The organism is Mycolicibacterium septicum DSM 44393 (assembly GCF_000455325.1).
GTDB classification, from domain to species: Bacteria; Actinomycetota; Actinomycetes; order Mycobacteriales; family Mycobacteriaceae; genus Mycobacterium; species Mycobacterium septicum.
The window spans coordinates 2,680,770-2,700,292 of the sequence record NZ_HG322951.1 but is presented as its reverse complement, the minus strand read 5'-3'; the positions used below and the strand labels follow the sequence as shown (position 1 = coordinate 2,700,292).

15 protein-coding genes and 2 pseudogenes are annotated in these 19,523 nt (G+C 65.4%); 7 read left to right on the top strand and 10 right to left on the bottom strand.

Translation table 11 applies throughout. The features are described 5' to 3' along the window. Positions 1 to 29: 29 nt before the first annotated feature. Positions 30 to 2,201 (bottom strand): molybdopterin-containing oxidoreductase family protein, encoded by a 2,172-nt coding sequence (locus TX88_RS12710; RefSeq protein WP_044519359.1) that lies wholly within the window; start codon positions 2,199 to 2,201, stop codon positions 30 to 32. A gap of 91 nt (positions 2,202 to 2,292) precedes the next feature. Between TX88_RS12710 and TX88_RS12705 the strand changes: the two genes are divergently transcribed. The 3 genes and pseudogenes from TX88_RS12705 (at position 2,293) to TX88_RS12695 (ending at position 5,213) form a co-directional block, all read left to right on the top strand. After that, positions 2,293 to 2,718, top strand: coding sequence for a Zn-ribbon domain-containing OB-fold protein (locus TX88_RS12705; RefSeq protein ID WP_044517222.1), 426 nt, complete (start codon positions 2,293 to 2,295; stop codon positions 2,716 to 2,718). A gap of 13 nt (positions 2,719 to 2,731) precedes the next feature. Next, the gene (locus tag TX88_RS12700) at positions 2,732 to 3,877 is read left to right on the top strand and encodes a thiolase family protein (protein WP_044517221.1); all 1,146 of its coding nucleotides are present in this window, start codon (positions 2,732 to 2,734) and stop codon (positions 3,875 to 3,877) included. Between the two features lie 90 nt (positions 3,878 to 3,967). Next, a pseudogene (locus TX88_RS12695) lies at positions 3,968 to 5,213 on the top strand (amidohydrolase family protein). 3 nt (positions 5,214 to 5,216) lie between these two features. On the opposite strand, the gene TX88_RS12690 reads toward TX88_RS12695, so the two are convergent. Beyond that, positions 5,217 to 6,962, bottom strand: a complete 1,746-nt coding sequence (locus tag TX88_RS12690) for a CocE/NonD family hydrolase (RefSeq protein WP_044519358.1) — start codon at positions 6,960 to 6,962, stop codon at positions 5,217 to 5,219. A 111-nt stretch (positions 6,963 to 7,073) separates the two neighbouring features. Here TX88_RS12690 and TX88_RS12685 point away from each other — a divergent pair, with 111 nt between their 5' ends. From TX88_RS12685 to TX88_RS12675, 3 genes are all read left to right on the top strand, one after another. Next, a complete protein-coding gene (locus tag TX88_RS12685) occupies positions 7,074 to 7,697 on the top strand; it encodes a TetR/AcrR family transcriptional regulator (RefSeq protein ID WP_044517219.1) in 624 nt (207 codons plus the stop codon). Between the two features lie 24 nt (positions 7,698 to 7,721). Further along, positions 7,722 to 8,720, top strand: coding sequence for an amidohydrolase family protein (locus tag TX88_RS12680; protein ID WP_044517218.1), 999 nt, complete (start codon positions 7,722 to 7,724; stop codon positions 8,718 to 8,720). Between the two features lie 262 nt (positions 8,721 to 8,982). Next, complete coding sequence (locus tag TX88_RS12675; protein ID WP_162563131.1) at positions 8,983 to 9,306, top strand: hypothetical protein; 324 nt, start codon at positions 8,983 to 8,985, stop codon at positions 9,304 to 9,306. Here the strand turns inward: TX88_RS12675 and TX88_RS12670 are convergent. Continuing rightward, entirely contained in the window at positions 9,303 to 9,902 is a 600-nt protein-coding gene (locus tag TX88_RS12670) for a TetR/AcrR family transcriptional regulator (RefSeq protein ID WP_044517215.1), read from the bottom strand. The two genes, TX88_RS12675 and TX88_RS12670, sit on opposite strands and share 4 nt — an antisense overlap. Positions 9,903 to 10,003: 101 nt before the next feature. On the opposite strand from TX88_RS12670, the gene TX88_RS12665 reads away from it, so the two are divergent. Then, positions 10,004 to 12,337: an MMPL family transporter gene (locus TX88_RS12665; RefSeq protein ID WP_044517213.1), complete on the top strand. Its 2,334-nt coding sequence runs from the start codon at positions 10,004 to 10,006 to the stop codon at positions 12,335 to 12,337. Positions 12,338 to 12,408: 71 nt separating this feature from the next. Here the strand turns inward: TX88_RS12665 and TX88_RS12660 are convergent, their stop codons facing one another. The 7 genes and pseudogenes from TX88_RS12660 to TX88_RS35110 form a co-directional block, all read right to left on the bottom strand. After that, the gene (locus tag TX88_RS12660; protein WP_044517212.1) at positions 12,409 to 13,605 is read right to left on the bottom strand and encodes an acyl-CoA dehydrogenase family protein; all 1,197 of its coding nucleotides are present in this window, start codon (positions 13,603 to 13,605) and stop codon (positions 12,409 to 12,411) included. Between the two features lie 10 nt (positions 13,606 to 13,615). Further along, positions 13,616 to 14,671, bottom strand: coding sequence for an acyl-CoA dehydrogenase family protein (locus TX88_RS12655; RefSeq protein WP_044517210.1), 1,056 nt, complete (start codon positions 14,669 to 14,671; stop codon positions 13,616 to 13,618). Next, entirely contained in the window at positions 14,671 to 15,519 is an 849-nt protein-coding gene (locus tag TX88_RS12650) for an amidohydrolase family protein (protein WP_044517208.1), read from the bottom strand. The genes TX88_RS12655 and TX88_RS12650 overlap by 1 nt, the downstream gene beginning before the upstream one ends. Beyond that, positions 15,516 to 17,132, bottom strand: coding sequence for an acyl-CoA synthetase (locus tag TX88_RS12645; RefSeq protein WP_044517206.1), 1,617 nt, complete (start codon positions 17,130 to 17,132; stop codon positions 15,516 to 15,518). Before TX88_RS12645 ends, TX88_RS12650 begins: the two co-directional genes overlap by 4 nt. 8 nt (positions 17,133 to 17,140) lie before the next feature. Further along, positions 17,141 to 18,391 (bottom strand): amidohydrolase family protein, encoded by a 1,251-nt coding sequence (locus tag TX88_RS12640; RefSeq protein ID WP_044517205.1) that lies wholly within the window; start codon positions 18,389 to 18,391, stop codon positions 17,141 to 17,143. A 4-nt stretch (positions 18,392 to 18,395) separates the two neighbouring features. Further along, positions 18,396 to 19,217, bottom strand: a complete 822-nt coding sequence (locus tag TX88_RS12635; RefSeq protein WP_044517203.1) for an enoyl-CoA hydratase — start codon at positions 19,215 to 19,217, stop codon at positions 18,396 to 18,398. A 111-nt stretch (positions 19,218 to 19,328) separates the two neighbouring features. Next, positions 19,329 to 19,523: pseudogene (locus TX88_RS35110) on the bottom strand (dihydrodipicolinate synthase family protein); the annotation flags it as partial.

The following is a 19,523-nucleotide window of genomic DNA, read 5'->3' as shown; positions in this document are numbered from 1 at the left end:
GGTCAACTGTAACACTTACAGTATAGAAATCAGCAGGCTTCCACCTGGACCGGCACACCGGTCAGCCAGGACATGCCGGCGAGCGCCTCGACATCGGCCGGATCACTCGACATCAACTGGTTGACGTTGGCCCCGCCGGCCCGGTTGGCGATCTGCCAGCCACCGCTCCCCCGGTGGCCCCAACCATGCGGTATCGCGATGGTGCCGCGCACGATGTCGTCGGTGAGCGACAGCGCGATGTCGATCTGGCCGTAGGGCGACCGCACCCGCACCGCGTCACCGTCGGCCAGGCGACGCGCCGCGGCATCCTCGGTGTGCATGAGCGCACGGTGAATCCTCTTGCCGCGCATGAGCAGCGGTGAATTGTGCAACCAGGAGTTCTCCGAGCGCGGTTCGCGCATGCCGATCATGCGCAGCGGGTAGCCATCGGGCTTGGCTCGTCGCGACATGGCAGTGATCTCCGAAGCGATGTCATCGTGTGCCAGCCGTATCCGCCCCTTCGGGTACACCACGACCTCGCCGAGCACGCCGGTACGGATGTCTGGTGCCACCACCACACCGTGCGGATGCTGTTCGGCCAGCCGGCGGAACGTCAGGCCGCCGCGGCGCAGCCCGAAACGGTCACCGCCTTCGGCCATCCGGATCATCATGTCGATCACCGGCCGCGGGCTGAGCCGCTTCCCGCGTCGCGCCGCCCGCTTGGCTGCCAGCCGAAGTGCGACGAAAACCGGTGTGCGGACCTTCATCCGGCTGATCAGGTCGACGACGATGTCCCATTCGGTGCGGGCCTGGCCGCGCGGGGCCACCACCGCGTCGGTGGCCTGACGGAAGGGCGTGGCCTGGAACATCTGGAACGTGACCGCGAAGTCGTCCCGCTCGTACATCGTCGTCACGGGCAACACGTAATCGCAATGTGCGGTGGTCTCGTTGACGTAGAGGTCCAGACCGACCGAAAGGTCGGTCGCCTCCAGCGCTTGCTCCAACTCCAGGCCGTTCGGTACCGACAGCACGGGGTTGCCGGCACCGATGAACATCGCCTTCACCTGACCACGGCCGGGTGTCGTGATCTCCTTGGCCATGAACGCCGCGGGCTCGGCCCCGATGACCGATCGGAACCCGCCAACCCGCGTCCGCTTGTTCTGGTAGCTGCGGCGCAGCGAGGCGCCCATCGCCATCGATCCCCACTTCTGACCGGGGATGCCCAGCGTGCTGAACACGCTGCCGCCCGGGGTGTCCACATTGCCGGCGACGAGGTTGACGGCGTCGAGCAGATAGGTGGTCAACGTTCCGTTGCGGCCGACGCAGGTGCCGAGCCGGCCGTAGACCGCGGCCCGCTCGGTGCCGGCGAGATCGCGGGCCAACGCGCGCACCGTCTCCGGGTCGATACCGGTGTGTTGTTGCGTCCGCTCCGGCGTGAACGGTGCGCACTGCTCCCGCAGCCAGTCCAGGCCCTCGGCCTGCGTCCTGGCCCGCGCGCTGACGAGCCCCTCGGTGAACAGCACCTGCAGGATCGACAACAGCAGATACGAATCGGAATCGGGGATGATCCCGAGCCAATCGAACTGCGCGGCGGTCTCGCTGCGCCGCGGATCGACGACCACCACCCGTCCGCCGCGCTTCACGATGTCGTGCATGCGGTCCTTGATCCGCGGCGCGGTGAGGAAACTGCCGTGCGACACCACCGGATTGGCGCCGAACATGACCAGCAGGTCGGTACGCATCAGGTCCGGGATGGGCACGGGGAACGGCGCCCCGTAGAGGAACTGGTTGGCCAGCAGCCGGCTGCTGGTGTCCTGGGTCGAGGAGCTGAAGAAATGGCTGTCGCCACCGATCCCCTTGGCGAACGCCATCGCGGCGAACAGGTGCGAGTAGCTGAAGGCCGCGGGGTTCCCCATGTACCACGCCAACGCACCCGAACCGTGGGTCCGGTGGATCTCGGTGAGCCTGGCCGCGATGTCGTCGAGCGCGGCATCCCAGCTCACGGGCTCGAAGCCGTCCCCGGTCCGCTTCAGAGGTCTGGTGACCCGGTCAGGGTCGTTGACCACCTCGGTGAACGCGATGCCCTTCTGACAGGCAAATCCCGCCGACAGCGGGTGGTCCTTGTCGGGCCGCAGCGCAGTCAGACGGCCGTCTTCGATCGTCGCGATCATGCCGCACAGCGGTTCGCAGATCCGGCAGAACGTCGGCTTGGTGTCAGCCATGGACTCAGCCTTGCGCTCGGTCACTTGGACTACGTTACTGTAAGAGTTACAGTTGCTAGACATTTTTGGCCGAACACGGAGGATCGGACGTATGCAGAAGGCCCTCGCGCGGGAGATCTCGACCTGGCCCGACGCCGAACCCCAGCTGATCGGCAGCCGCTGCACCGACTGCACGGCCACCACCTTCCCCGCCCAGGCCCGCTGCCCCAAATGCTCCGGCGGCAACACCGAACAAGCCCTGCTGCCCCGACGCGGCACCGTCATCGCCTGGACCACCCAGGGCTTCCCACCCGGCGCCCCCTACAAGGGCCCCACCGGGAAAGCCTTCGTCCCCTTCGGCGTCGGCCTGGTCGAACTCGCCGACGACACCGGCCCGGTCCTGCGCGTCGAGGGCCGCCTCACCGAAAACGACCCGGCCAAACTGCAATTCGGCATGGACGTCGAACTCACCATGATCCCGTTCACCACCGACGAAGAGGGCAACGAGCTTGTCACCTTCGCATTCCAGCCCGTCTAGAGAGGCCGCGCACATGACCAATGACGTAGCGATCATCGGCGTCGGCATTCACCCGTTCGGCCGATTCGACAAGACCGCGATGCAGATGGGTGTGGACGCGATCTTCGCCGCGGTCGCCGACGCCGGTGTCGACTGGAAAGACATCGGTGCCGCCACCGGGGGCAGCTGGACGGTGGCCAACCCGGACGCCATCGTCGGCATGGTCGGGCTGACCGGCATCCCGTTCACCAACGTGTTCAACGCGTGCGCCACCGCGGCCAGTGCCACCAAGGCCTGCGCCGACGGGATCCGGCTCGGCGACTACGACATCGGCATCGCGGTCGGCCTGGACAAGCATCCTCGCGGTGCGTTCACCGAGGATCCCGCCCTGGTCGGGATGCCCAGCTGGTACGCGGAGAACGGCCAGTACCTGACCACCCAGTTCTTCGGCATGAAGGCCAATCGCTACCTGCACGAGCACAACATCTCGCAGCGCACGCTGGCCAAGGTGGCCAACAAGAACTTCCGCAACGGTGCCCTGAACCCGAACGCGTTCCGGCGCAAGACGATCAGCGAGGACGACATCCTCAACTCGACGATGCTCAACTACCCGCTGACCCAGTACATGTTCTGCGCGCCCGACGAGGGTGCGGCTGCGGTGGTGATGTGCCGCGCCGACATCGCCCACCGCTACACGGACAAGCCGGTGTATCTCAAGGCCGTCGAGGTCCGCACCCGGCGCTACGGCGCCTACGAGGTCAACACCACCTGCGCACCGGTCGAAGAGGACGTGGCGCCGACGGTGTACGCAGCGCGAGCCGCGTTCGAAAAGGCCGGGGTGGCACCAGAAGACGTTGACGTCGTGCAGTTGCAGGACACCGATGCCGGCGCCGAGATCATCCATATGGCCGAATGTGGATTCTGCGCCGACGGCGACCAGGAGAAACTGCTGGCCGACGGCGCCACCGAGATCGGCGGATCACTGCCGGTCAACACCGACGGCGGCCTGATCGCCAACGGCGAGCCCATCGGCGCCTCGGGCCTCCGCCAGATCCACGAACTGGTACGCCAACTGCGCGGACAGGCCGGCGACCGGCAGGTGCCAGGCAACCCGCGGGTCGGCTTCGCCCAGCTCTACGGCGCACCCGGCACCGCCGGCGCCACCGTCCTCACGCTCTGATTTTCATGGCCGAGCAGACGCGTAGGTACCCGCAAATGCGCATTCCGGGGTGCCTACGCGTCTGCTCGCGGGAGAAAAGGAACCACTGACATGACTGAAAACCCCACCGAACAGTTCAGGGAAGCACCGATTTTCGATGCCGACCAGCACATGTACGAGACCGGCGATGCGCTGACCAAGTTCCTGCCCGAAAAAGTACTCGCGCGCTGTGCAGTACGCACAGATCGGCCGCCAGACCCGGGTGGTGATCAACAACCGGGTCACCGACTTCATCCCCAACCCGACCTTCGAGCGCGTCGCGGCACCCGGGGCGCACGAGAAGTTCTTCGCCGGGGAGAACACTGAAGGCCTGACCCTGCGCGAGATGCAGGGCAAGGCCATCGACGCGCCCGAAGCCACCCGCAACCCGGAGGACCGGGTCAAGGAACTGGACCGCCAGGGTGTGGTCGAGGCGCTGAACTACCCCACCCTGGGCAGCCTGGTCGAGCACTCCAGTGCCGATGACCCGCAGCTGACGCTGGCGATCGTTCACGCCCTCAACCAGTGGATCCTCGAACACTGGGGTTTCGTATACGCCGACCGCGTGTTCTCCACACCGATCATCAATCTCTCCGAAGTCGATGCGGCGCAACGCGAACTCGACTACATCCTTGCCAACGGTGCGAAAGTCGCCCTGATCAAACCCGGCCCGGTCAACGGCCTGCACGGTTGGCGCTCGCCTGCCCTGCCGGAATTCGATCCGTTCTGGCGCGACGTCGAGGCCGCCGGCCTGCCGATCGTCCTGCACGCCAGTTATCCCCCGCTCGACGACTACGTCAACAAGTGGGAACCGCCCTACACCCAGAACTTCATGGCGCAGAGCGCATTCCGCTGGATGGTGCTGGGCCACCGCGAGATCGCCGACATGCTCACCGCACTGATCTGCCACGGCACCCTGACCCGGTTCCCGAAGCTGCGCATCGCCAGTGTGGAGAACGGCAGCAGCTGGATCTTCCCGCTGTTCCACGATTTCGCCGACCTGTACAAGAAGATGCCGCAGAACTTCCCCGAACATCCGCACGACGTGTTCCGGCGCAACATCTGGGTCAGCCCGTTCTGGGAGGGCTGCGTGTCCGATGTGGTGGAGACGGTCGGGTGGGACAAGGTGCTGTTCGGCTCGGACTATCCGCATCCCGAAGGGCTGGCCGAGCCCAAGGGCTTCTGGAAGTACGCCGAGGGCATGGACACCCGCCGCACCTATGACTTCATGGGTGACAACGCGCGGCGGTTCATGGGCCTGCCGATCGCCAACCCCGATCCGGATGCGGTGAAACCGCCGTCGCTCGCCGAAGTCTGACCCTCAGCCGTCCGTCTTCACGGGCAGTTGCAGATACGAGGCGCGGGATGTCCCGGTGTGGATGAGGTGGTGACCGCTGTTCTGCGGTACGTATTCCCGAAGTCCGGGCATCCACGACCCGAACAGATTCTTCGCACTGATCACCAGCCGCAACTGCTCGCCGGGGTAGAACACCAAACCGATCGGGGACAGGTCGATCTCGACGTCGACCACCTCTCCTGGCGTCAACTTCTCGACGCGGTCGAAGCTGTGGACAGGGATTTCGTCGGTCGAGACCGACTCGTCCAGGTGCCGCATCGACACCCGGAGGCGACCGCTGGAGCCCTTGTACCGCAGGATCGATGCTCCTCGTTCGGTGATGTCGTGAATCATCGCTGACCGGTTGGGCACGGTGAACTCCTGCAGCGGTGCGCCCTGCGCATTCAGCTTCTGGACGAACACGAACAGGTCCATGTCGTCTGCGCCGTCGGCCTCGACCCACAGTCGCACCTTGGGGTAGCCGACCATCGTGGTCTCATGGTCGAACCGGACGATGAACGACGCCAGGCCCGGATCGGTATCCACGTCGTACGCCGCGATCGCGTCTTCCACGGGCACCTTTGTGGCCAGGGCGCGGGTGCGACCGTCGAGGTAGTACTTCCGGTAGACGACCCCTTCGGGCGGAAAGTGATCCGCCGGCAGATTGACGTGGTCACCGCCTTGTAGGTCCAGCAGGGCGTACCGAACGCGTGGAGTCTGCTCCCAGCCGTTGTCCTCACCCTTGAGGAAGTGATCGAAGAACCGGCGCAAATCCTCCCGGTTGTCCTCGTCGTAGTAGTCGGGCCACTCCTGAGTGTTGTGAATACGCAACCACTTCTGTTGTGAACCCATCCCCCGCCAAGCTCGGAATGTGCCCACGGTGTGGAGCGAATTGGAATAGCTGGCCACCACGTAGGCCGGTATCTCGATCCGGTCCACCCGGGGGATCTTGTTCTGCCACAAGCCGTTCATGAGCGGATACCGCTGCGCCTCGGCAAGAACGTCCTCTTTGCGACCCTTGCCCCAATAGCTGTTCTCGTGTAGCTGCCTGGCGAATCCGGTGTCGGGCATCCCACCGCGCATCACCAGATCGCGGTAGACGTCGCTGACGCCCTCCCACGGATTGATCGCCGCCAGATGCGGAGGTTGTTCGGACGCGGCAAACCATTGCGCAACAGCGAGATAGGACGTGCCGCTCATCGCGACCTTGCCGGTACACCAGTCCTGGACAGCCAGCCACTCGATCAGATCGTGGCAGTCTTCACCCTCTTGCCGATCCCATAAGACACTGTCCCCCTCCGAATCTGAGACACCGCGAACATCGGGGTTGCAGATCGCATAACCCTGGGCACACCAATACGCCGGGTCGGGCCCCTCGAACTTGTGCAGTCCCGACACAATCCCGTTGTCCAGGCCGACCAGACCGAACACTCCGATCGCCGCCGGGGCGCTGCCCTCACCCTTGCCGTACGGGCTCCACGCCACGATCACCGGCACTTTCTCGGAAGTCGCCGGTCGCAGGATATCGACGTACGTGGTCACACCGTCACGCATCGTGACGGGCACGTCCTTGTCGAGCACGATGTCGACCGGCACCGCCTTGAACACAGGTGCCAGGCGAAACCCCGCCGGAAGTGTGCGGCTACCCGGATCGAACCCACTCAGGACTCCGTACCGATCACCCGGCGTCAACGGGTGGGATTGCGTGAACAGCTTCTCTTCCCGGGCCATGGCCACCCCTTCCGCAACGGTCGCGTCCTCGCGCCGGGTCGATCGTAGGTGCGCCGGCCACATAAATCAACCGCTGTTGATATACACGCGCTTGCGGAGTACGTTCACAGAGTGGCCGCGAACAGCAATCAGGTTTCGGAGCGCCGACGCGGACGCCGGCCCGGTATCAGCACGAGCCGGCAGGCCATCCTCGATGCAGCTCGTGCGCGCTTCGCCGGCGACGGCTATGTTGCGACGACCATTCGGCAGGTGGCGGCCGACGCCGGGGTTGACGCCTCGCTGGTGATGCAGTTCTTCCGGTCCAAGGACGAGCTGTTCGCCGCCGTGATGTCGATCTCGCCGGACACATTGGCGCACCTGAGCGGCGCTTTCGATGGGCCTGACGAGCAGCTCGGCGAGCGGGTGGTCCGCGCCTTCCTGGCCGCGTGGGAGGGTGCGCCACAGGACTCGGAGCCCCTCATGGCGATGCTGCGTGGCGCCGTCGTCAATGAGCTGGCGAACACACAGCTTCGCGAGTTCATCCAGGCAAGACTGCTCGATGCCGTCGGGCCGGGCGCGACCGATGACGCAGTACTGCGGGCCGGGCTGGCGTCGTCGATGCTGGTCGGGCTCATCGTGGGGCGCCGAATCGTCGGCGTTCCCACGCTCGTCGATGCCGATACCGATGCGCTGGTTGCCGTCGTCGCGCCGGCAATCCAGAACGTCCTGTCACCGAGCCGGCGCCGGCCGACATAGCTGCGAAGATCCAAGGAGGCACCGATGCGCATCATCACCGTCGAGGAACACTTCGAACACCCCGAGGTGAGCCGGCAGGTTCTCCAGCTGGGCGGCCCGCCCAGCGGCTTGCCACTCGAAGAACTCGCCGAGTTCGGCTCGGTGTTCAACGACGACCGTGATGCGGCGACTCGCCTCGGCGGGAATCGGCTGGCCCACATGGATGCCGTCGGTGTCGATGTTCAGGTGGTCTCCCACGGCAACGGCAGCCCGAGCACCTTGGCCGCACCGGAATCGGTGGAGTTGTGCCGTCAGGTCAATGACGATCTGGCGCAACAGATCTCCGAACATCCCGACCGATTCCGGGGCTTCGCCACCCTACCCCTCTACGATCCGGTCGCTGCCGCCGAGGAACTGCGCCGTTGCGTCGGCGACCTCGGGTTCGTCGGCACGTTGATCGCCGGAACATTCGAGGGACTGTTCCTCGACGAGTCTCGTTTCGACCCGATACTCGCCGCGGCGGAAGCGGTGGACCTGCCTATCTACGTGCATCCTGGGCTACCCCATGCGCAGGTCTCGCGGCCGTACTACTTCGGCGATTGGCCTGCGGCCGCTGCAGTGATGTTCTCCGGACCCGCATTCGGTTGGCACGCCGAGGCAGGCATCCACGTCATCCGCCTGATCCTGTCCGGTGCGCTGGATCGCCATCCGGGCCTGAAACTCCTGAGCGGGCATTGGGGTGAAGTGATGGCGTTCTGGCTCGAACGGCTGGATGAGACCTTCGCGTTGGTACGCCCGGGACATGGTCGCAACGTCAGTGACTACTACCGCGAGCAGATCTGGGTGACCCCATCGGGGATGTTCAATCAGCATCAGCTCGACCACGTGGTGGCCGAACTGGGCGCCGACCGGATCATCTACTCCGAGGACTTCCCGTACGTCAAGCGCGACAATGTCACCGAATTCCTCACCAGCTCAGGGCTTTCCGAACAACAGATGCATGCGATCGCGCACCACAACGTCGAAGCGCTGTTGCGTATCTGACGACCCCCGGTTTGCCAGAACCTTGCCACAGCAAACACACGCGGCCAGTGCGCTTGTCCCGTGCCGAGCCCGCGCGCACACTATTTGCATTCAATACAGGTGATGCACAGGCACCCTGGCCGGGTAGACCCGAGGATGCCTGACCTACGGGAGCAGAGCAATGCCGAACACAACGACAATCGCATCAACTCGGACAAGCACTTTCGCAGGCCGGTTATTGGCGTCCGCGGCGACATTTGCCGCTACCGCGATGTTCGTCATCGTGGCACCCACCGGAATCTCTCAGGCCGAGCCCGGCGTCTGGGACATCGAAGACTTCGATTCCTGCACCGATATCCTCAACGACGGCCTGGATGAATCCATGCAGGAGAAGATCGACGACACCAAGGGTTGCTGCCGACACAGCGGCGGTGTGTGGAACGAAGGCCAGCAGAAATGCGAGGCCCCGCCGGCCGAAGCCAGCGGGACGGGCCGGGTCCCCGACGGACTCGTTCCCCGCGGTGACCTTCAGGTGGCGCCACCCCCGTCACCGGCGCCGCCGCAGGTACTGGTGCCGGTGCAGCCCGGTATGGCACCGATCGGTTAGGCAGGATCGTCTGGCAACGGCGGAAGCGGCTGGGCATCAGCGGGATTGAGGGCGTCGAGCATCAAGCTGAGGTACCGGCGACGCAACTGCGGAGGTTGCTCGAGCGCGACCGAGGCGGCGGTGACCATGGCGACGAACGTCGGCACATCGTCGACGGTGAGGTCGGCCCGCAGATCCCCGGCGGCCTGCCCCTGGGTCACGAGCGCCTCCAACAGGTCGCGCTTGCGGCTGAACAGCCTGGAGGTCAGCTCTGTGAGGTGATCCAGCGACGGCAGCAACGGACGCTGGAGGTACATGAGTTCGGCCAGCTGCTCGATCACGTCGATGAATGCCTCACGAGGGGCATCGCTGTCGACCAGCGCCAGGATCACCGGCTCGACCTCAGTGGCGAACGCGTCCTCATATACCGCGGCGGCGAGCGCCTGCCGGTTGGGGAAATGCCGATACAGCGTCGCATTGCCAACGCCCGCACGCGCGGCGATCTGGGTCAGTGTCGCAGCCGCACCCTCTGCGGCGAAGACCTCACGGGCAGCCGCGACGATACGGCTCTCGTTGGCATACGCGTCGGTGCGACGGCGAGTGGTACGGGCAGGCATTTCCGATCCGGGGACGTGGCGCAGGTCATGTCTGCGCACCGAGCATGGGCTTCGCAACAAACGATAGCTTACTCCCATATTGAGAGTCTACTCTCACTTATATGTCCACCTATCTGTACCGACTGGGGCGCTTTGCGTTCAGTCGCCCATGGCTGGTGATCAGCGGCTGGCTCGCGCTGATCGCGGTTGTGGCTGGGCTGCTCGTGACGAACCCACCCAAGATCTCCAACGAGATGCGCATCAACGGCACGCCGGCGCAGGAGGTCATCGATGACCTCGCGCAGCGCATGCCGGAGTCGTCAGGCGGGCAAGGGATGATCGCCTTTGCCGCACCGGAGGGCCAGCGCATCGATAGCGGTGACAACCGCGCGGCATTGCTGCGTGCCGTCGATTCGGTATCCCATTCCGAGCACGTACTGGACCCTGGCGCACTCGCCCGGGCCGAGATGGCCAAGGGGCCGGCCAGCCCGACACTGACCTCGGCGGCTGCGATCGCCCGATCTCAGGTGTCCGCACCGACCGCCCCGGATACGCCGCAGCCGTTGGTGGTCAACGGACAGCCCGTGCCCGGTGTCCTGATCTCCGGCGACGGCGCGGCCGCGCTCTACCAGTTCCAGTTCGACAAGCAGACTGCCGAGTTGCCCTCGGGCACCGTTGAAAATGCGGTGGATGCCGCGCGCGATGCCGTCACCACCACAGGTATCGACGTGCTGCCCTCGGCGAGCATGGTCGAGATGCCTGAGATCGTCGGCGTCGGTGAGGTCGTCGGTCTCGCTGTTGCGGCCCTGGTCCTGGTCGTCACGCTCGGCTCGTTGGTCGCCGCCGGTCTGCCCCTGGCGACCGCGCTGAGTTCGGTTGCGGTCGGCGTCGGCGGAACCTTCCTGTTCTCACACCTGGTGAACATGCAGTCGATGACCGCCGTGCTGGCATTGATGCTGGGTCTGGCGGTCGGCATCGACTATGCGATGTTCATCGTCAACCGCCAGCGACGGCTGATCATCGATCAGCGTCTCAGCGCCGCCGAGGCAACCGGGCGTGCGCTCGGAACTGCAGGCAGTGCAGTGATTTTCGCGGGAACCACCGTGGTGATCGCGCTCGTTGCGCTGACGGTGGTCGGCATCTCGTTGCTGACCCCGATGGCGCTGGCCGCCGCGGCCACAGTGGTCGTTGCGGTGATCGCCGCCCTCACACTGCTGCCGGCACTGCTCGGTCTGGTGGGCGAGCGCATCTGCTCCGACAAGACCCGGCGGAAGCAATCCACTGACAACGACGCGAATCACCGGTTCGCAACCGCATGGGTCGGTGCTGTGTTGCGCCATCGTGTCCCGGTTGCCATCGGCGGCGTGGTCATCGCCGCGTTGTTGGCGCTGCCGGCGCTCAACATGTCGATGGGTCTGCCCGCAGGGGCCAGCTACAACCAGGGCACGCCGCAACGCGAAAGCTACGACCTGGTGGCCACACATTACGGCGAGGGCTACAACGGACCGCTCGTCGTCGTCGCCGAACCGGCGGCGGGCAACGGCAAGCTCACCGCGGCCGACCTGGTCGACACCAACAACGATCTGCGCCGGATGGCCGGTGTGGAATCCGTGAGCCTCCAAAAAGTCAGCGACAACGAGGAATTCGCCCTGTTCTCGGTCGTCCCCAGTACCGGACCCACCGATGATGCGACCGCACAGCTGGTACGCGACATCCGGGCACACACCGGATCACTGACCGAGTTGCGCAACGTCGACCTCGGGGTCACCGGTATCACCGCGATGGGTGTCGACACCACCGACCGCCTTGCCGAGGCTGTGCCGCTCTACATCGGCGTGGTCGTCGGCCTGTCATTGCTGGTGCTTCTGGTCGTGTTCCGGTCGATCGCGGTGCCGATCAAGGCCACCGTCGGATTCCTGCTGAGTGTGCTGGCCACCTTCGGTGCCACCACGGCGCTGTTCCAATGGGGTTGGTTCCAGCAGTTGTTCGGCTTGACCGCGACGGGTCCGATCCTGAGCCTGTTGCCGATCATCGTGATCGGCGTGCTGTACGGGCTCGCGATGGACTACCAGGTGTTCCTGGTGTCCTCGATGAAGGAAGCCCATGTGCACGGGCACCGTGGCGACGAAGCGGTCAAACACGGCTTCACCCAGGCGAGCCGAGTTGTTGTGGCAGCCGCGGTGATCATGATGGCGGTGTTCGCCGGGTTTGTGTTCAACGGTGATCCGATGATCAAGCAGATCGGGTTCGCCTTGGCGTTCGGTGTGCTGATCGATGCCTTCGTCGTGCGGATGGCAATCGTGCCTGCCGTGATGTCGATGCTGGGTGAAAAGGCGTGGTGGCTGCCCAAGCGCCTGGAACGTGTCATGCCCAACCTCGACATCGAGGGTGACCAGCTGAACAAGCAGCTCGCCGAGGCGGATTCGGGTGGCAGGTCAGGCCTGGCCCACCGCTGACTTCCCCTCTGCGAACAGTCGCGAGTGCACCCCGGAACGCGTGTTCCGGGGTGCATTCACGTCTGCTCGCGCTATGAAGCCTTCGCCTTGGGGGCCGAGTAATTCGGCTTGCCCAGCCCGAGCACATGCTGGGCGATCATGTTGCGGAACACCTCGAGCGTGCCACCATAGATACCGACCAAGGGCGCGAAGCGGTAGACATACTCACTGCGGTCATCGGCTCCCCCGTCGGCCCCGATCGGCAGCGCCGCAACTGATCCCGCGATATCCATCAGATCCGGCGCGATGTCACGCATGGTCTGTGCCAGCGCCACCCGGCCGAAGATGCTGGGTGCCGACAGCGACGCCTCCAGTCGGGCCACACTGCGACCCAACCGATATGCGACCGATCCGTCGTCGACAGCAGCGCGCCCGCTGGCATCCGGGGTACCGACCAGCGCGGCCACATTATCCGCGGCCTCGGCCATGAAACCGGCCTGATGCATCATGATCGCGACGTCGGCCAGGCCGTCGTCGGCAGCCGCGACCGCGCCGTGCTCGGCGTCGAGCGGTTCACGGACCACTGTCCAGCCGCCGTTGACGTCACCGAGTCGATACTTGTCGTCGACCCGGACATCGGAGTAGTACACGATGTTGGTGCGATCGCCGTCGACGGTGCGGATGCCCTGGATCTCGATGCCGTCCAAATCCAGCGGCACCAGGAACATGGTGAGGCTCTTGTGTTTCGGCGCGTCCGGATCGGTGTTGGTGATCAGGAAGACGTACTGGCAGTTGTGTGCACCGGTGGTGAACATCTTGGATCCATTGATAATCCAGCTCGACCCATCCGCTTCCCGCACCGCGCGGGTCTTGCAGGTGGCGACATCAGAGCCACCCTCGGGTTCGGTGTAACCCAGGCACATTCGCACGGTGCCGTCGAAAACCCCGCGCAACACATCGTCGCGGATCTCGGGGGACGCGAACTTCGCCACCGACCGGGCGATCATGACCGTGGTCCCCCAGGTCACCCACGGCACCTCGGCGCGACGCTTCTCCAGTTGCCAGATGCGTGACTGCACCCGGGAGAAGCCGCCGTCGACCTCGGGCTTGAATTCCTTCTCCAGGTAGCCGGCCGCACCGAGTGCCAGGTGAACGCCCTCGTGGAAGTTGTCACCCGTTTCGCGGTCGTGACGGATGACGTCCTCGGTCACCACGCGATCGAGGAACTCGCGCACTTCGGTGCGGAACGCCTCGTCCTCGGCGGACAGTTCGACTGTTGAGAAATCCACGCTTGTTCCCCTAAACCTTTGTCACATCCCGGCTCTCGCGAGCCGCGACGATCTGAGCAATGCGGACGGCGGTGGCACCCGGGTCACCGCCGGCGAGTGCCCAGCCGCGGGCCCGCACCAAGTACGCGGTGGCCGCCGCCTCGGCGGACACCCCGAGTCCACCTTGAACGTGGACCGCCATGGTGGCGGCCTTGGCCGCCTCCTCGGCCATGAAGACGAACGCCGAGGGGGCCAGTTCCGGCCGCTCGTCGGGCTCGTTGTCGAGGAACCATGCCGCCCGACGTGCCAGGCCCCGCCCGCTCTGGACGGTGATGGCGATGTTGGCCAGCGGGTGGGAGATGCCTTGCAGCGTCCCGATCGGCACACCGAGGGTGTAGCGGGACTTGGCGAACTCGGCGGCGATCGTCATGGTCTCCTCGACCAGACCCACCAGCGCCGCTGCGGTCAGCAGACGCCATTCGTCCAATGCCCGTTGATATTCCGCCAGGGCGTCGGCACCGCTGGCCAGCACCAGCCGGGTGTCTGCGGCGGCGGGGTCCACCCAGGCCATCGGCAGCTTGCCGATGTTGTCGACGCGGGCCGGCCGCGTGGAGAATTCCAGCTTCACGACATCCTGTCCGTCGCGGACGATGACGTGGTCGGCGATCGACCCGATCGGGATCAGCCGGGCGCCGGTCGGCGCCACCTGCTGCGGATCGAAGCCGACGATCTGCGTGCCCTGCACGATCTCCTCGGACTCGCACGCGCCCAGCCTGGCCAACAGCCGCGCCGCCACGACATGGTCGATCCACGGCACGGGCGCGACCGAGCGGCCGAGTTCCTCGGCCACCAAGGTCAGATCGACCAGTGTCGCCCCGTCACCGCCCACCGATTCCGGGAGTGCCATCGTGGTGGCACCCATGGCGCACAACCGTTCCCACAGACTCTTGTCGAAACCCGACGGTTCGGCCGCCCGCACCGTCTCGATGTCGGAGTGCGTCTTGAAGAACTGCCGGTACGCGGTCTGCAGGTCGATGTGGTCCTCGGTCAGGCTGTAGTCCAGCCTGCGCAGTTCGTGGCGGTCCATCAGCTCTCCTGATTCTCACCGGGGAGGAAGAACTCCGCGGCATTGTTGTAGAGGTAGTTGTCCAGCACATCAGCCGGCAGGTCGAGCGCCAGCGCCTCGGGCACGACGCGCTGCATCCGCAACACCGGGAAATCCGAGGCGAAGATGACCTTGCCCTTCCCTCGGGTCCGCATGAAGTGCAACAGGCTCTCCGGCAGTCGCTTCGGCGACCACGCCGACGTCATCAACCGCAGGTTCTGGTATTTGATCAGCATCCGGATCGCGATGTCCCACCACGGATCCGCGCCGTGGATCATGCACAGCTTCAACTCCGGGAACCGCACGCAGACCCGGTCGAGGTGGATGGGGTTCTGCACCTCACCCGGAATCGGCGGGCCGGGAATGCCGGTGTTGACGCACAGCGGCAGTTCCATCTCGGCGCATTTGGTGTACAGCGGGTAATACACCGCGTCGCTCGGCGGGTACTGCCCGTCTCCCCAGAAGCTGGGGCCCACAACGGTATAGGCGACCGGGAGGTCGGCCACGACGGCTGCGAGTTCACGCAGCGACGGGATGGGGCGCAACAGGTTGACCCCACCCATCGCCAGCGCGAAGCGGTCGGGGTGCGCCTCGACGAACTTTCGCGCCGTCACGGACGGCTTGGCCAAGTTGTCCATCAAGATGGCCTTCCGCACACCGTGGGTGTCCATCTCGTCGAGCATCTCCGACAGGTCGATGGGGTCATACATCGACTTCGGACCCTTGAAGTAGTCGTCGCGCACCTTCTTCATGAAGGTCGGCTGGTTCTCGGTCTCACCGAAGTGCACGTTGGCCAGACAGTCGATCACTCGGTTCTCTGTGCGTGTCATGCCTTGATCTCCGCCTGTTCCGAGGCCAGGCTCTTCGCCCAGCGATAGTCGGCCTTGCCGTTGCCGAGTCTGCGAATCTCCTCGACGAACAACACATCCTTGGGAAGTTTGAACCGGGCCAGCCGGGTCGCGCAGTGCTCCCGGAGAGCGGCTACGTCGACCGCATCCCGCACTGCGACCAGCGCGACAACTTCTTCACCCCACCGCTCACTGGGCCGACCGACGGCCAGCGCATCCACCACCTGAGGATGTGCACGCAGGACTTCTTCGATCTCCTCGACGAACACCTTCTCGCCACCGGTGTTGACCACCAACGAGTCCCGCCCCAACAGACGCAAGGTGCCGTCGGCGTCGAGCGAGGCGCGGTCACCCGAGACCACCACCCGTTCGCCGGCCACCTCGGGGAAGGTCTTCACCGTCGCCGCTTCATCATTGAAGTAGCCGAGCGGGATTCGGCCGTTACGCGCCACCCAGCCCACCTCGGCATCGCCGGGATCGAGGAAGCGGGAGTAATCGTCGGCGAGCACCAGCCCACCGGCCCGCAGCTGGAAGGTTTCGGCGGTCGGGGTCTCGCGCTGGGTGTGGCCGAATCCCATGTTGCCGGTCTCCGAAGATCCGAATCCGTTGATGATTGTGATCTGCGGGATGTGCTCCAGCAGCGCGCGTTGATGTTTCGGGTTGGTGGCCGCACCACCCGTGCCGATTGCGAACATCGACGACAGGTCGTAGGAACGCCGGCCGAGCTCCTCGACGATCGGTGCGGCGTAGGCGTCGCCCACCATCGTCATCAGCCCGATCCGCTCCCGCTGCGCGGTTTCGAGCACCGTGCGCGGGTCGAAGCGGGGCTTGGTGTCGTGCAGCACCACGGTCTGGCCGGACAGCAGACCGGAGAACGCGGTCCACATCCCGGCGGCATGCATCAACGGCGACACCGCGAACCACGGCGGGCCGGCATTGGCCACCTTGTCGTGGATCTCGCTCACCTGGTCGTGGTCGGCGCCGTTCATCGATGACACGTAGATGTCGCCCTGACGCCACATCACGCCCTTGGGACGGCCGGTCGTGCCGCCCGTACAGACCATCAGCAGGTCATCGGGCGAAGCCGAGCCTGAACGCTCCGTATCCCCCTGGGCGAGTGCGTCTTCCAGCGACACCGCGCCCAGCAACTCGGCACCGTCACCGTCGTCGACGGAGATCAACACCTCGACTGTGCCTTCTCCGAGGACATCTTTGAACCTGGCCCCCAGCGATCGGTGGTAGATCACCGCGCGGGGCTTCAGGTAGGCCAGCAAGTCGGCCACCTCGCCCGGCGAGTAGTAGTAGTTGACGTTCACCGGGACCGTCCGCGCCTTGAGACAGCCGATCACCATCTCGGGGTACCGGTCGTTGTGCATCACGAGCGCGACCACGTCCTGACCGCATTCCCACCGGTTCAGGTCCTGCCGCTCCCGGTACGCACCCAGCCCGCGCGAGGCCAGATAGTTGGCCAGCCGCCGGGTCAGCTCGGCCCCCTGCGCGAAGGTGGTGCGGCGGGTGCCGCACACCGTCATCTCCCGGTCGGGTACCGCCTCGGCGATCGCATCGACGACGGCGCCGATCGTCCACTCGGCCATGCCGGCGACTACGCCGGTACCGTGAGGTGCCGGGCACCAGGGGCGGTCCGGTTCACGTCACCGAGCAGGGTAAGCGCGTTGTCGCGCATGACCATCCGGGTGTCCTCGAGGCTGAACTCGGGGAACTGCGGGATGTCGGCGGTGAACGTGGTCGGATCCGCGAGCCCCTCGCCGTGGGGCCAGTCGGAACCGAACAGGATCTTGTCGACGCCGATGGTGTCGGCGAGCAGCTTCACGTCGTCCTCGTAGTACGGCGCGATCCAGACGTTGTTGCGCAGCTGCTCGACCGGATCCTCCGTGAAGTGATACGGCGCGTTGTTGGCGGCCTTCTTGAGCCGCTTGATCAGCCGGTAGACGAAGTAGGAGCCGTTCTCGATGCTCACGACCCTGAGCTTGGGATGCCGGGTGAACACCTGGTGCACGATCATCGAGGCCATGGTGTCGTGGATGGCACGGTCGTCCATGATCACCATGTCGAGCGGATCACGCTTGCCGAACCCCTTGAACACCCCGCTGCCGCCCCACAACGCCGGGACCGCCATGTACCCGGAGTCGGACAGATGGAAGACGACCGGGACGCCGGCCTCGGCCAGGCGTGCCCACACCGGCTCGTGCAGCGGGTCACCGAGTGAGCGGGGTCTGACCGCACCCGGTACCGGCGCCGGCCGCACACAGACGAGCTTGGCGCCGCGGCTCAGCACGAATTCGACTTCCTCGACAGCCTTTTCGGGATCGGCCAGCGAGATGATGGGCGCCGACACGAAGCGGCCGTCGGGCCTGTCGAATCCCCAGTCCTCGTCGAGCCACAGGTTGAAGGCGTGCACCGAGGCCATGGTGGCCTCGATGTCGTGCTTGAGCCCTTCCTCCACACCGCAGGCGAAGGTCGGCAGCATGAACACCGTTTCCAGACTCTGGCGGTCCAGGACTTTCACCCGGGCGTCGCGGTTCTGGTACTCGGGATGGTCGGCGAGCCGGTCGACCTTCATCAGTGACGCGGGGTCCACCCCTTCGGGGATCTCGCCACGGAACAGCAGGTCCAGGCAGCCCGGTTCGATGATCGGATCGAAGGTGGGGTTGGGGATGAAATGGTTGACCGTCCCACCGAACATCGCCAACGTCCGTTTGCCGTCTTGCACCATCTGCACGCCACGGCTCCGGAACTCCTTGGGCAGGTGCCGGGTGAACGCATCGATCGGCTCGTAGTAATGGTTGTCGACGTCGACGGCGAGGTACGGAAGCCGTTCGGGAGCTTCGGTCATGTCATCAACCTTCTTTCAGGGGCGGGAAGTTCGGGGGCCGTTTTTCGAAGAATGCGGTGATGCCCTCGACGAGATCGGGGCGGACCATGGACTCGTGCATGAGTTTCTCGGCGCGGTCGCTGACGTCGACGACGTCGTCATTGGCGTCGCCGTAGAGCTGACCCTTGATCACCGCCATTGATGCCGGCGAACAGTTGCGGGCGAGATCCTCCGCGTACTCCAGGGCGCGGGTCAGCAGATCCTCGGGCGCGACAACCTCTTTCACCAGCCCGAGCGTGACGGCCTCCTCGGCGAAGAATGTCCGGCCGGACAACAACAGGTCCGCCGAGGCACCCCAGCCGGCCAGTCGGGGCAGGATCCAGGTGATGCCGTATTCGCCGATCAGCCCCCGGCGCGGGAAGGCGGTGGCGAATTTCGCGCCGGCCGCCGCGAATCGGACATCGCACATCAGCGCGTGGGTGAGGCCGATGCCGACGCACGCTCCGTTGATGGCGGCGATGACCGGCTTGCGCAACTCGGTGAGAAAGTGCGGGTGACGTTCGCCGACGATCTTGCTGACATCGGTGTCTTCGTTGATGCTGGCGCCGAGGTCCCGCACGGCACCCATGTAGGCGCCGGCGCAGAACCCTCGTCCGCTGCCGGTCAGCACGATCACCCGGACCGCCGGATCGGCTTCGGCGCGATCGAAACTCGCGTAGACACCGGCGGAGATGTCCGCGCCCCAGGAGTTCAGCCGATCGGGACGGTTGAGGGTAATAACGGCAACCCCTCCGTCGGTGACCTCGTAGAGGACCGCCTCGGTTCCCACACTGTCAGCGACCGTCATGCGCCGCTACCTCCCGATGCCACACCAGCCGTTCAGACATACATACTGTATACCTATCGGTAGTGCATTCCGCAAGCCCGGCGCTGCCGCTTCGACCTGCATAAAGACGGTTCAGGCGTCGATCAAACCGAGCTTTCGATAGGCGGTCTCGATCTGGGTCTTCGCAGCATCCGGCAGCAGTGCCTGGGGCGGACGGGAGTGCGGGTAGTCGCCGATGGGCAGGCCGAGTACCGAGGCCGCGTATTTGAAGGCGTCGGCCCAGTGGGTGAAATAGTCGGCGCGGCCCGGGTAACAGGTGAACCAGGA

Coding starts and splice junctions, on each gene's coding strand:
- TX88_RS12710 (WP_044519359.1), bottom strand. CDS start 2,201: ATGGCTGACACCAAGCCGACGTTCTGCCGGATCTGCGAACCGCTGTGC.
- TX88_RS12705 (WP_044517222.1), top strand. CDS start 2,293: ATGCAGAAGGCCCTCGCGCGGGAGATCTCGACCTGGCCCGACGCCGAA.
- TX88_RS12700 (WP_044517221.1), top strand. CDS start 2,732: ATGACCAATGACGTAGCGATCATCGGCGTCGGCATTCACCCGTTCGGC.
- TX88_RS12690 (WP_044519358.1), bottom strand. CDS start 6,962: ATGGCCCGGGAAGAGAAGCTGTTCACGCAATCCCACCCGTTGACGCCG.
- TX88_RS12680 (WP_044517218.1), top strand. CDS start 7,722: ATGCGCATCATCACCGTCGAGGAACACTTCGAACACCCCGAGGTGAGC.
- TX88_RS12670 (WP_044517215.1), bottom strand. CDS start 9,902: ATGCCTGCCCGTACCACTCGCCGTCGCACCGACGCGTATGCCAACGAG.
- TX88_RS12665 (WP_044517213.1), top strand. CDS start 10,004: ATGTCCACCTATCTGTACCGACTGGGGCGCTTTGCGTTCAGTCGCCCA.
- TX88_RS12655 (WP_044517210.1), bottom strand. CDS start 14,671: ATGGACCGCCACGAACTGCGCAGGCTGGACTACAGCCTGACCGAGGAC.
- TX88_RS12650 (WP_044517208.1), bottom strand. CDS start 15,519: ATGACACGCACAGAGAACCGAGTGATCGACTGTCTGGCCAACGTGCAC.
- TX88_RS12645 (WP_044517206.1), bottom strand. CDS start 17,132: ATGGCCGAGTGGACGATCGGCGCCGTCGTCGATGCGATCGCCGAGGCG.
- TX88_RS12640 (WP_044517205.1), bottom strand. CDS start 18,391: ATGACCGAAGCTCCCGAACGGCTTCCGTACCTCGCCGTCGACGTCGAC.
- TX88_RS12635 (WP_044517203.1), bottom strand. CDS start 19,217: ATGACGGTCGCTGACAGTGTGGGAACCGAGGCGGTCCTCTACGAGGTC.